Source organism: Duganella sp. Root198D2, assembly GCF_001428585.1.
Classification (GTDB): Bacteria; Pseudomonadota; Gammaproteobacteria; order Burkholderiales; family Burkholderiaceae_D; genus Rugamonas.
This window is the reverse complement of the sequence record NZ_LMIC01000044.1, coordinates 41564-52953: the sequence shown is the minus strand read 5'-3', so window position 1 is coordinate 52953 and position 11390 is coordinate 41564. Positions and strand designations below refer to the sequence as shown.

Below are 11390 nucleotides of genomic sequence, written 5' to 3'. Positions count from 1 at the left end.
TGGTATGATTAGCCACTTTTTTAACACGTCCCAGCGGGCGAAGTACAGATAAAACGTGCGTCTATCTTCCATTAAATTGTCGGGATTTAAGTCGTTCGTCGATCCCACCAATTTCCAGGTACCCGGACAGCTGGTCGGCGTGGTTGGTCCAAACGGTTGCGGCAAGTCCAATATTATCGACGCGGTGCGCTGGGTGCTGGGCGAATCGAAGGCCTCCGAGCTGCGCGGCGAGTCGATGCAGGACGTGATTTTCAACGGTTCCACCCATCGCAAGCCAGCCGGCCGCGCTTCCGTGGAACTGGTGTTCGACAACAACGAGGGCAAGGCGTCCGGCCAATGGGGCCAGTACGCCGAGATTGCGGTCAAGCGCACGCTGACGCGCGACGGTACCTCCACCTACTACATCAACGGCCAGCCGGTGCGCCGGCGCGATATCCAGGACATCTTCCTCGGCACCGGCCTCGGCCCGCGCGCTTACGCGATTATCGGCCAGGGCATGATCTCGCGCATCATCGAGTCGCGTCCGGAAGAACTGCGCGTCTTCCTGGAGGAGGCGGCAGGCGTATCGAAGTACAAGGAACGCCGCCGCGAAACGGAAAACCGCCTGCACGATACGCGTGAAAACCTGCTGCGGGTGGACGATATCCTGCGCGAGCTGAATAGCAACCTGGAAAAGCTGGAAGGCCAGGCGGCGGTGGCAACCAGGTTCCACCAGCTGCAATCCGACCAGGAAGAGAAACAGAAGCTGCTCTGGCTGCTGCGCAAGAACGAGGCGCAGGCCGAGCAGGCGAAGTACTTCCGCGACATGGAACAGGCGCAGAACGACCTGGAAGAGCAGACCGCGAAGCTGCGCAATGTGGAACTGACCCTGGAGCAGATGCGCCAGGCGCACTTCGCCGTCGGCGACCGCCTGCACCAGGCGCAGGGCCACCTGTACCAGACCAATGCCGAAATCGGCAGCCTGGAAGCGCAGATCAAGTTCGTCATCGAGTCGCGCAGCCGCCTGCAGCAGCAGCTTGCCACCCTGACCGCGCAGCGCGACCAGTGGGCGCAGCAGGCGGAGGAATATGGCGGCCAGGTCGCTGAAGCGGAAATCAACCTGGAAGAGCTGTCGGCGCGCGTGGAAGAGGCGCGCATGCTGGCGGAGCAGAAGGGCGAATTGCTGCCGGTGCTGGAGCAGGAGTGGCGCGAGGCGCAGACCCGGAGCACCGAGTCGCGTGCGCGCATCATGCAGGCGCAGCAGCAGCTGGAGCTGGAATCAGCGCACCAGCGCAATGCATCCAACATCCTGGCTGGCCTGGCAACGCGCAAGGAGCGCCTGCAGCAGGAGAAGGGCGGGCTGGCGATGCCCGATTCCTCGCACCTGTCCAACCTGAAGATGCAGCTGGAAGAAAAGCAGCAGTCGCTGGAAGAGCAGAACATGATGCTCGAGGAAGCGCTGGAGCAGCAGCCAAAGCTGGAAGAAGAGCGCCAGGCGGCGCAAGCTGGCGTGCAATCCGAGTCTGCCGCGACGCACCAGCTGGAAGCGCGCCTGAATGCGCTGCGCCAGCTGCAGGAGCGGGTGCAGACCGAGGGCAAGATCACGCCCTGGCTGCAAAAGCATGAGCTGAACGAGCTGCCGCGCCTGTGGCAGAAGCTGGATATCGAGGAGGGCTGGGAAACCGCGCTCGAAGCCGTGCTGCGCGAACGCACTTCGGCACTGCAGGTATCGAACATCGAGTGGGCCAAGCACTTCTTCAACGATGCCCCGCCCGCCAAACTGGCCTTGTTCGCGCCTGCCGCTGCGGGCGCCGCGCCTGCGCCTGCCGGCGACGCGGCCCTGCGCCCGTTCATCGACTTGCTGAAGCTGAACGACCCGGGCTTGCGCGCCGTGCTGCAGGACTGGCTGCACAACGTGTTCCTGGCCGACGACAATGCCGGCGCCTTCGCGGCGCGCGCGACGCTGCCGGCAGGCGGCTGTTTCGTCACCAGGCAGGGCCACCTCATCACCCAGTCGTCGGTGCGCTTCTACGCCGCCGACGACGAGCAGGCCGGCATGCTGGGCCGCCAGCACGAGATCGACAACATCACCAAGCAATTGCGCGCGCAATCGATGCTGGCGGAGGAGGCCCGCAGCCGCGCCGTGCGCGCCGACGCCGCGCTGGGCAACCACAGCCGCCTGTTGACCGAACTGCGTGCGAAGGTGCAAAGCCTGACCGCCAGCGTGCACACGCTGCAGCTCGAAGTGGTCAAACTGTCCGAAATCGAAGCGCGCTTCAACCAGCGCAGCAACCAGATCGAGAGCGACCTGGCCGAAATCTCGGCGCAGGAAGAAGAACAGATGCAGGTCAAGCTGGAGTCGGAAGAAAAGTTCGAACAGCTCGACATGGAACTGGGCAACCTGCAAGGCGAACACGAAGACGGCCAGACCGCCTTCATGGCGAAAGAGCAGCGCCTGGCCGACGCCCGCGAAGCCTTGCGCGAACTGGAACGCAAGGCGCAGGAAACCGAATTCGCCGAGAAGTCGGGCCGCAACCGCATCGACGAATTGCGCCGCAGCATTGCCACCGCCACCGCGCAGGTGGCGCAAGTGACGGAAAGCCTGCAAGCCGGCAAACTGGAGCTGGAAGGCCTGGAAGCGGGCACCGCCAACGAAGGCTTGCAGGACTTGCTGGACCGCCGCACGCAGCAGGAACGCGCGCTGGCCGACGCCCGCCATGAACTCGACCAGATCACGCAGCAGCTGCGCCAGTTCGAAGACGCGCGCATGCAGGGTGAGCGCAGCCTGCAACCGCAGCGCGACAAGATCACCGAGATGCAGTTGAAGGAGCAGGCTGCGCGCCTGAACCAGGAACAGTTCGCGCAGCAGCTGGCTGAGGTGCAGGCCGACGAAGCCGCATTGGCCGAAAAACTGCACCCGGACATGAAGGCATCCTACCTGCAGGGCGAAGTGACGCGCCTGACCAACGCCATTGCCGGCTTGGGCGCCGTCAACCTGGCCGCGCTGGACGAACTGGCCACCGCATCGGAACGCAAGAACTTCCTGGATGCGCAGAACCGCGACCTGAACGAAGCGATTGCGACCCTGGAAGATGCGATCACCAGGATCGACAAGGAGACGCGCGAGCTGCTGCAGGATACTTTCGATCGCGTCAACCAGAGTTTCTCCGAGCTGTTCCCGATCCTGTTCGGCGGCGGCCAGGCGAAACTGACCATGACCGGCGAGGAAATCCTCGACTCCGGCGTGCAGGTCATGGCGCAACCGCCAGGCAAGAAGAACGCCACCATCCACCTGCTGTCCGGCGGCGAAAAAGCGCTGACCGCAACGGCCCTGGTGTTCTCGATGTTCCGTTTGAATCCCGCGCCATTCTGCCTGCTCGACGAGGTGGATGCGCCGTTGGACGATGCCAATACCGAGCGCTTCTGCCGCATGGTCAAGCGCATGTCCGACCAGACCCAATTCCTCTTCATTTCGCACAATAAGATTGCGATGGAGATGGCCAATCAACTGATCGGTGTGACGATGCAGGAACAAGGTGTGTCGCGCATCGTGGCGGTGGACATGGAATCCGCCGCGTCATTTGCTACAGAGGCTCAAGCCGCATGATTACAGATTTCCAAATGAGTTTGATTGCCGCCGGCGGCGTGTTCGTCGTTGGCGTCATCAGCTACAACAAATGGCAGGAGTACAAGCTGAAAAAACGCGTCGAACGCGCCTTCGACGGCCTGCACGATGATGTCCTGATGCGTACCGATGACGGCGTGCGCGCCGAACCGCGCTTCCACCTCGACGATGTACCGATGCCGGATGCCGGCTCTGGCGCGTACGGCGTGCCGGAACATGTCGGTGGCCACGTAGGCAACGTCGCTGCGCCGAACATTGCGCCGGATAGCGACGAAGCGGGGCTGCCGACCCGCACCGCCGATGCCGGTGTGCCGGCCGAAGAACTGGCCACTTGCCTGGTCGACCCGCTGATCGATTGCCTGCTGCCGCTGGAACTGGAAGCGCCTGCGCGCGGCGAGAAACTGCTGCCGGCCCTGCAGAAGCTGCGCTTTGTCGGCAACAAGCCGATTCATTTCATCGGCCTGGCCGTGAGCGGCGACTGGGAGCCGGTGCGCCATGGCGTGGTCTACACCAAGCTGCAAGGCGGCGTGCAGCTGGCCAGCCGCAGCACCGCACTGAACGAACTGGAATACTCGGAGCTGGTGACCCGCCTGCGCAGCGTTTCCGACGAGATCGGCGCCGAACCGCAGATCCCCGACATGATCGAAGTCATGCAGGATGCCAAGAACCTGCACCGCTTCGTGGCCAACCACGACGCGCAGCTGGGCGTCAACCTGGCTTCCAACGGCGCCCCGTGGAATATCGCGACCCTGCTGGGCGCGCTGGAAAAACTGGGCTTCGACGTGCGTCCTGACGGCCGCTATGCAATGCCGGACGGCGAGGGCGGCTACCTGTTCTCGCTCTCGACCAACGTCACGCTGGCCGAGGAAACCACGTCGCGCCTGACGCTGTTGCTGGACGTACCTTGCGTCGCTCCGGCACGCGACGGCTTCGGTTCGATGATCGGCTGCGCCAAGAACCTGATGGTGCGCCTGGATGCGACCATCGTCGACGATGCCAACCAGCCGCTGGCCGACGAAACACTGGCCAGCATCGCCGGCCAGGTGCGCGAGTTCTACGACGATATGGCGGCATCGGATATTCCGGCCGGCTCCACCCGCGCGCTGCGCCTGTTCAGTTAAGCAGAAACATGAGCAACACCCAACACGCAACACCCGCCGAACGCGCAGCCTGGCTGGCCGCGGAGCTGAACCGCCACCTGCACGCCTACCACGTGCTGGACGCGCCTACCATTCCGGATGCCGAATACGACAAGCTGTTCGGCGAGCTGCAATCGATCGAAGCGGCGCACCCGGAACTGCAGGCGCCCGATTCGCCGACCCTGCGCGTTGGCGCGCCGCCGCTGGACGACTTTGCCTCCGTCACGCACGCCGTGCCGATGCTGTCGCTGAATAACGGTTTCAACGGCGAAGATATCGAGAACTTCGACCGCCGCGTGCGCGAAGGCCTCGATGCGGTCCAATTGGTCGAATACGCCACCGAAGCCAAGTTCGACGGCCTGGCCATCAACCTGCGCTATGAAGACGGAGTGTTCGTGCAAGCGGCTACGCGCGGCGATGGCTACACCGGCGAGGATGTCACCGCCAATATCCGCACCATCAAAGGGATCCCGCTGCGCCTGATTGGCGACGCGCCGCCTGTGCTCGAAGTGCGGGGTGAAGTGCTGATGTTCAAGGCCGATTTCGCCGCCCTGAACGCGCGCCAGCGAGAACTGGGCCAGAAGGAGTTCGTCAACCCGCGCAATGCCGCCGCCGGCGCATTGCGCCAGCTAGATTCGCGCATCACCGCGCAGCGCAAGCTGAGTTTCTATGCCTACGGTATTGGCGAGCTGTCCGGCGCCGAGCTGCCCGCCACGCACAGCGCGCTGCTGGACTGGTATGCCGAACTTGGCCTGCCGGTGTGCGCCGAGCGCGAGGTGGTGCGCGGCAAGGATGGCTTGCTGGGCTACTACGAGCGTATCGGCAAGGCCCGCCCGGCGCTGCCATACGAGATCGACGGCGTGGTGTACAAGACCAACCGCTTCGAAGACCAGCGTGCGCTGGGCTTCGTCTCGCGCGCGCCGCGTTTCGCGCTGGCGCATAAATTCCCGGCTGAAGAAGCGCTGACCACGGTGCAGGCAATTGAGGTGCAGGTTGGCCGTACCGGCGCGATTACGCCGGTGGCGCGCCTGGCGCCGGTGTTCGTCGGCGGTGTGACGGTCACCAATGCTACGCTGCATAACGAAGACGAAGTGCGCCGCAAGGATGTGCGCGTGGGCGATACCGTCATCGTGCGCCGCGCCGGCGACGTGATCCCGGAAGTGCTGTCCGTGGTGCTGGAAAAGCGCCCGGCGCCGGAACCGCTGATGTGGGCGCTGCCAAGCGAATGCCCGGTGTGCGGTTCGCACGTGGTGCGGGAAGCGGATGAAGCCGTGGCGCGCTGCTCCGGTGGCCTGTTCTGTTCCGCCCAGCGCAAGGAAGCGATCCGCCACTTCTGCGGCCGCCGCATGATGGATATTGAAGGACTGGGCGACCGCTACATCGACAACCTGGTGGAATGCAAGCTGGTTGCCGGCGTGGCGGACCTGTACCGCCTGACCTTGGACGACCTGCTGAAAATGAAGCGCCTGGCCGACGAGCGTGAGGGCACGACGCCGGAAACGGCGGCGCAGGGCAAGGTGCCGACCAAGTGGGCCGAAAACCTGCTGGACGCCATCGCGGCCGCCAAGAACCCGCCGCTGGAGCGCCTGCTGTTCGCGCTGGGCATTCGCCACGTCGGCGAGTCGACCGCCAAGACGCTGGCCGACTGGCTGGGCAAGCTGGACCTGATCCGCAAGGCGCCGGTAGCCGTGTTGCGCGTGCTGCCCGATATCGGCGGCACCGTGGCTGAATCGATTGCCGACTTCTTCGCCGAAGAGCGCAACCAGCAAGCGCTGGACGCCTTGCTGGCTGCAGGCGTGGCGCCGAAAGGCGAGCGCGCACCGAAAGCAGCCCTGCGTGAAAAGCTCGAAACAGTCGCACTGCTGGCTGCCATCGGCATCCCGAAACTGACCGAACCGCGCGCGCGCCAGTTGGCGGAGCAGGTCGAGCAGGTCAAACCGGGCGCCACCCTGCTGGCACTGGCCCACCTGCCGGTGTTCAACGTCTTCGGCCTGCCGGCCAATGTGGCCGAAGCACTGGATGAGTGGATGCGCGAACCGGCCAACCGCGATTCGCTGGTAGCCCTGCATGAATTGCGCGAAGAACTGCTGGCGCAACTGCCGGAAGTGGCCGAAGCGGAAGGCGCCATGACCGGCAAGACCTTCGTCCTGACCGGTACGCTGCCGACCATGAGCCGCGACCAGGCGCAGGCCATGATCGAAGCCGCCGGCGGCAAGGTTTCCGGTTCGGTATCGAAGAAAACTTCCTATGTCGTCGCCGGCGCGGAGGCGGGCAGCAAGCTGGCCAAGGCCGAAGAGCTGGGCGTCGCCATTCTTGATGAAGCGGGCTTGCTCGCATTGCTGGGAGGCTGAAGATGGCCGTGCGTGAAATCCTGAAGATGGGCGACCCGCGCCTGCTGCGCGTGGCCGAGCCGGTGCGCGAGTTCAATACCCAGGAGCTGCATGCCCTGATCGTCGATATGTTCGACACCATGCATGCGGCGAACGGCGCCGGCCTGGCTGCGCCGCAGATCGGCGTCAACCTGCAGCTGGTGATCTACGGCTTCAAATCCAATGCGCGTTATCCCGACGCGCCGCAAGTGCCGGAAACGGTGCTGATCAACCCGCTCCTGACTCCCATCGGCGACGAGATGGAAGAGGGCTTCGAGGGTTGCCTCTCGGTGCCGGGCCTGCGCGGCAGCGTGCCGCGTCATACCCGCCTGCATTACGAGGGCTATGACCAGTTCGGCGAGCGCATCGTGCGCGATGCGGACGGTTTCCATGCCCGGGTGGTGCAGCATGAGGTCGACCATTTGCTGGGGATCCTGTATCCAGCACGGATCCGCGACTTCTCCAAGTTCGGCTTTACCTCGGTGTTGTTCCCGGACCTCGATCCCGGCGAGGACGACTGATTTGTTTGGCGGCGCCGTGAATCTGGCGTAATATCCCGGCCACTTTGCATCCTTATCAACACAACGGATTACCCAGATGAGCAACCAGTCGCAGAATAACCCGCTCGAATTCAGTGTCCGCGGCATCGTCCTCGGCATCTTCATCACGCTGATCTTCACCGCAGCGCAGGTCTACCTGGGCCTGAAAGTCGGCCTGACCTTCGCCACCTCGATTCCTGCCGCTGTGATTTCCATGGCCCTGCTCAGCGCATTCAAGGATGCCACGATCCAGGAAAACAATATCGTGCAGACCATCGCCTCGGCGGCGGGCACGCTGGCATCGGTGATTTTCGTGCTGCCTGGTTTGCTGATGATCGGCTGGTGGTCCAAGATTCCATTCTGGCCGACCTTCGGCGCCTGCGCCATTGGCGGCGTGCTGGGCGTGATGTATACCATGCCGCTGCGCCGCGCACTGGTGTCGCAATCCGACCTGCCATATCCGGAAGGCGTGGCCGCTGCCGAAGTGCTGAAAGTGGGCACCCAGTCGCGCGCCGGGGCGCAAGAGGGCAAGGCCGGCTTGCGGGCTGTGATCTGGGGTTCCGTGGCTTCCGCCATCTTCGCCTTCCTCGGCGCGGCCAAGCTGGTCGCCGCTGAAGTGGCGCATTTCGTCAAATTCGGCAATGGCGCCACCGGCCTCGGGGCATCGAGCTCGCTGGCCCTGGTCGGCGCCGGCCACCTGATGGGTATCGCGGTCGGCATGGCCATGCTGGTCGGCCTGGTGATTGCCTGGGGCATCCTGGTGCCGCTGCTGACCATGGCCAACCCGGCCGCTCCCGGCGTTTCGCTGGCCGACCACGCGCTGGGCATCTGGAGTACCCAGGTGCGCATGATGGGCGCCGGCACCATTGGTGCTGCTGCAATCGTGACCCTGGCGACCCTGGCCAAGCCGGTGATGGGTGGCCTGAAGTCGGCGATGGAGTCTGCCCGCCGCGCCAAGGCCGGCGGCGCCGACGTGCCGCGCGAAGACAAGGACCTGCCGCTCTTCATCGTCGGCCTGGTAACACTGCTGTCGATGGTGCCGGCCGGCTGGCTGCTGTCGTCCTTCCTGTCGGGCGGCCCGCTGTCCTCGATCGCTACTCCGCTGATGGTGGTCGGCGTCGGCTACATCCTGATTGCCGGCATGCTGGCAGCGGCGGTCTGCGGCTACATGGCCGGCCTGATCGGCTCTTCCAATTCGCCGGTTTCCGGCCTGGCCATCCTGTCCATCCTCGGCGCCGCGACTTCGGTGGGCTGGGTCGGCCGCGAAATCATGGGGCCGGACACCGCCCAGGCGCTGATCGCTTTCGCGCTGTTCGTGACTACCGTGGTGCTGGCTGTTGCGGTGATCGGCAACGACAACCTGCAGGACCTGAAGACCGGCCAGCTGGTCGGCGCCACCCCGTGGAAGCAGCAGGTCGGCCTGATCATCGGCGTGTTCGCCGGTTCCTGCGTCGTGCCGCCCGTGCTGGAGCTGCTGAACCATGCGAACGGCTTTGCCGGGGCGCCGAATGCGAATGCAATTTCCGACCAGCCGCTGGCCGCCCCGCAGGCGACCCTGATCTCGACGCTGGCCAAAGGCGTGATCGGCGGCGACCTGAAATGGGACTTGATCGGCTACGGCGCCCTGATCGGCCTGGCGCTGGTGGCACTCGACTTCATCCTGAAGAAATCCAGCCACCGCAAATACAGCTGCGCGCCGCTGGGCGTTGGCCTGGCGATCTACCTGCCGTCGGCGGTAACCTCGCCGGTAGTGGTGGGCGCGATCGGCGGCTACTTCTTCGAGCGGGCAATGCGCGGCAAGAAGCATGGCGAAGCCGCTTCGCGCCTTGGCGTGCTGGTGATGTCCGGCTTCATCGTCGGCGAAAGCCTGTTCAACGTTGCCCTGGCCGGCCTGATCGTGTTGACCAACAAGGGCGAACCGCTGGCAATCGCCAACAGCATGAGCGAAGCGACCACCATGCTGATCGCACTGGCCGTAGCTGCTGCCGTAGTCGTAGGACTTTACCGCTGGTCCGCAAAATCTGCCAGCGCCATCGAGGCTTGAAGGGACATTTCCGGAGTGTGACATGACGCTATCGAGAATCGGCCAGGGCACCTGGAATATGGGCGAGCGCGCTGCCGACAAGGCAGCCGAGATACGCGCCCTGCAATTGGGCCTGGATCTTGGCATGACGGTGATCGATACAGCGGAAATGTATGCCGACGGCGGTGCCGAAAAGGTGGTGGGCGAAGCGCTGGCCGGCCGCCGCGGCGAGGCCTACCTGGTCAGCAAGGTCCTGCCGCAGAATGCTTCGCGCAAAGGTGTGGTGGCGGCCTGCGAAAAAAGCCTGAAACGCATGAAGGTCGACCACATCGACCTGTACCTGCTGCATTGGCAGGGCAGCGTGCCGTTTGCCGAGACCCTGGAAGGGCTGATCGCCTTGAAGCAGTCCGGCAAGATCCATGAATTCGGCGTCAGCAACTTCGACCTCGCGCAAATGAAGGCCGCGACCGCGCTGGCTGGCGGCGAGTCCATCGAAGCCAACCAGGTACTGTACAACCTGCGCCGGCGCGGCATCGAATGGGACCTGCTGCCCTGGTGCCAGGAGCACGGCATCCTGCTGATGGCTTACTCACCCCTGGAGTCCAATCGCAAGGAGCAGGAACGCCTGCTGGCTGAACCGGCCTTGCAGGCTGTCGCTGCACGCCACCAGTCTACCCCTGCGCAAATTGCGCTGGCATGGCTGCTGCGGCAGGATGGCGTCATGCCGATTCCCAAAGCAACCAGCGAAGCGCACGTACGCGCCAATGCGGCTGCCATGACCTTGCGGCTGGACCAGGAAGACCTGGCCCAGCTGGACAAGGCCTTTGCAGCGCCAAGGCGCGCAACCCCGCTGGACATGCTCTGAGCGCGGCCTAGTAGCGGTAGCTTGCGTAGAAGGCTGCCGTCGGCGCCGTATTGCGCCGCGTGAGCGGGCTGCGTGCTGCTTCGCGCACCAGCGTACTTGATCCCAGCATGCCGGTGAGCGTCCAGTTCTGGTCGACCCGGTGTGCCCAGGCAAAGTTCAGGACGGCTTGGTACATGCCCGCCTTCGGCGTGTATTTTTTGTACGCTGTGCGCGCGGCTTGCGCGGCCGTCACGCCGTGGTACGTCTGCATGTATTTGCTGTCCGCGAAATTCGCGCCCAATGACAGCGCCACTTTGTCGCTCTTGTCCTCGTGCAGCACGCCACTGATTTCGAGTCCAGCCGTCTTGCCGTTCTCCTTATGCGACAACGGCAGCGAAGCGCTGGCGCCGATTACCAGGCCGGGCACGATGCTGAAGCCGGCGCGCAGGTTGGCGGTGGCACTGGCCTTGACGTCGCCCATGCCGCGCAGCTCGGTGCTGCCGCGGCTGCCGATAACGCTGGACTCGTTCTTCTCCAGGCGCTCACCGCGCACGCCCAGTGCCGCATCCAGGGAAAAATCTCCCAGCGCGGTACCGTAGCCCAGTCCGCGCATGCTGCTGGCATAAAATCCATTGGCCATCTGGTAGTCGAGAACGACGACCGGCACGAGTTGCATTTCCCTGGAGCCGGCGTAGCGCGACGTGGCGGCCAGGCCGCCGCCCAAGGTGAAGGTATTTTCCTGCGCTTGTATGCTGGTGCAGCAGGCGAGGATCAGGAATGAGACTGGAAGTTTCATGACTTGTTCTGAAAAAGTGATGGAGCCGGCAGTTTCCCAGCGCAGCATGAAGATTGGATAAAGCGCATCTTCATGC

Annotated in this window: 7 protein-coding genes; 6 read left to right on the top strand and 1 reads right to left on the bottom strand. The window is 64.2% G+C overall.

Going from position 1 to position 11390, the window contains the following annotated elements:
- The first annotated feature begins 55 nt into the window (after positions 1-55).
- The 6 genes from smc to ASE26_RS22120 all read left to right on the top strand — a co-directional run bounded on the left by smc (position 56) and on the right by ASE26_RS22120 (position 10539).
- Positions 56-3586: a chromosome segregation protein SMC gene (gene smc, locus ASE26_RS22145; RefSeq protein ID WP_082507053.1), complete on the top strand. Its 3531-nt coding sequence runs from the start codon at positions 56-58 to the stop codon at positions 3584-3586.
- Between the two features lie 14 nt (positions 3587-3600).
- Positions 3601-4725 carry a cell division protein ZipA C-terminal FtsZ-binding domain-containing protein gene (locus ASE26_RS22140; protein ID WP_229208204.1) on the top strand — a complete coding sequence of 375 codons (1125 nt, stop codon included), beginning with the start codon at positions 3601-3603 and terminating at the stop codon, positions 4723-4725.
- 8 nt (positions 4726-4733) lie between these two features.
- The gene (gene ligA / locus ASE26_RS22135) at positions 4734-7094 is read left to right on the top strand and encodes an NAD-dependent DNA ligase LigA (protein ID WP_057246961.1); all 2361 of its coding nucleotides are present in this window, start codon (positions 4734-4736) and stop codon (positions 7092-7094) included.
- 2 nt (positions 7095-7096) lie between these two features.
- The gene (gene def, locus ASE26_RS22130; RefSeq protein WP_057246960.1) at positions 7097-7633 is read left to right on the top strand and encodes a peptide deformylase; all 537 of its coding nucleotides are present in this window, start codon (positions 7097-7099) and stop codon (positions 7631-7633) included.
- Positions 7634-7709: 76 nt separating this feature from the next.
- On the top strand, positions 7710-9695 hold the full coding sequence (locus ASE26_RS22125) for an OPT family oligopeptide transporter (protein ID WP_055924281.1): 1986 nt from the start codon (positions 7710-7712) through the stop codon (positions 9693-9695).
- Between the two features lie 22 nt (positions 9696-9717).
- Entirely contained in the window at positions 9718-10539 is an 822-nt protein-coding gene (locus ASE26_RS22120; RefSeq protein WP_055924277.1) for an aldo/keto reductase, read from the top strand.
- 7 nt (positions 10540-10546) lie between these two features.
- On the opposite strand, the gene ASE26_RS22115 is transcribed toward ASE26_RS22120, so the two are convergent.
- Positions 10547-11314, bottom strand: coding sequence for a MipA/OmpV family protein (locus ASE26_RS22115; protein ID WP_162246524.1), 768 nt, complete (start codon positions 11312-11314; stop codon positions 10547-10549).
- Positions 11315-11390 lie beyond the last annotated feature (76 nt).

Bases quoted from the DNA above. Each gene is read 5' to 3' on its own strand.
- def (WP_057246960.1), top strand. From the start codon at position 7,097: ATGGCCGTGCGTGAAATCCTGAAGATGGGCGACCCGCGCCTGCTGCGC.
- ASE26_RS22125 (WP_055924281.1), top strand. From the start codon at position 7,710: ATGAGCAACCAGTCGCAGAATAACCCGCTCGAATTCAGTGTCCGCGGC.
- ASE26_RS22115 (WP_162246524.1), bottom strand. From the start codon at position 11,314: ATGAAACTTCCAGTCTCATTCCTGATCCTCGCCTGCTGCACCAGCATA.
- ASE26_RS22140 (WP_229208204.1), top strand. From the start codon at position 3,601: ATGAGTTTGATTGCCGCCGGCGGCGTGTTCGTCGTTGGCGTCATCAGC.
- ASE26_RS22120 (WP_055924277.1), top strand. From the start codon at position 9,718: ATGACGCTATCGAGAATCGGCCAGGGCACCTGGAATATGGGCGAGCGC.
- ligA (WP_057246961.1), top strand. From the start codon at position 4,734: ATGAGCAACACCCAACACGCAACACCCGCCGAACGCGCAGCCTGGCTG.